This window comes from Pseudooceanicola marinus, from assembly GCF_002786295.1.
Classification (GTDB): Bacteria; Pseudomonadota; Alphaproteobacteria; order Rhodobacterales; family Rhodobacteraceae; genus Pseudooceanicola; species Pseudooceanicola marinus.
In genome coordinates, this window is record NZ_PGTC01000029.1 from 1,374 (window position 1) to 2,013 (window position 640).

At 73.1% G+C, this 640-nt stretch carries 1 protein-coding gene and 1 pseudogene; both read left to right on the forward strand.

Annotated elements, in window-relative coordinates:
* The coding region (locus CVM50_RS21825; RefSeq protein ID WP_198431947.1) for a hypothetical protein at positions 1-341 on the forward strand (341 nt) is incomplete at its 5' end.
* A pseudogene (locus tag CVM50_RS22060) lies at positions 341-640 on the forward strand (DNA cytosine methyltransferase); the annotation flags it as partial. The gene CVM50_RS21825 and the pseudogene CVM50_RS22060, both read left to right, overlap by 1 nt.

The window sequence follows — 640 nt, forward strand, 5'->3', positions numbered from 1 at the left end:
CCGTCCTCGCCTGCCCGACCGTCGCCGCGCTCTCGGCCGCCGCCCTGGCGCAGGGTGGCAACCTGGTACAGCTGGCGCTCGTGCTTGCCATGACCCTCGCGCCCTATGACGCGGCACGGACAGTCTGCGACACCCCCGCTCGGTACCCGATGCCCCGCCTGCTGCGCCGGCTCGCCCCCTGCGGCCCCTACCTGCTCGGCGCCGCGCCGGGCGCGGGCTGGCTGTTCGGCCAGGCCCAGGACGGCCCCTCTCTGGCGACACTGGCGCTCTGCACCGGGCTGGCCACCCTCGCCCTGCTGCCCGCCTACCACGCCCTTGTCTGCACCCCGGAGGCCTCCTGATGGACGGAGCGCATCTTCTCGACCTTGAACTGGCCGGTGACACCCGCGGGGCGCCCCTCGGCCCGCCGCTGATCGTCGACAGCTTCGCCGGCGGCGGTGGCGCCTCGACCGGGATCGATATGGCCCTGGGCCGCGGCCCCGACATCGCCATCAACCACAACTCGGCCGCCCTGGCCCTGCATGCGGCCAACCACCCCGAGACCCTGCACCTGAGCGAGAACGTCTATCGCGTCGATCCCCTCGACCATCTCGCCGGCCGCCATATCGGCCTGATGTGGTTCAGCCCCGATTGCCGCCAC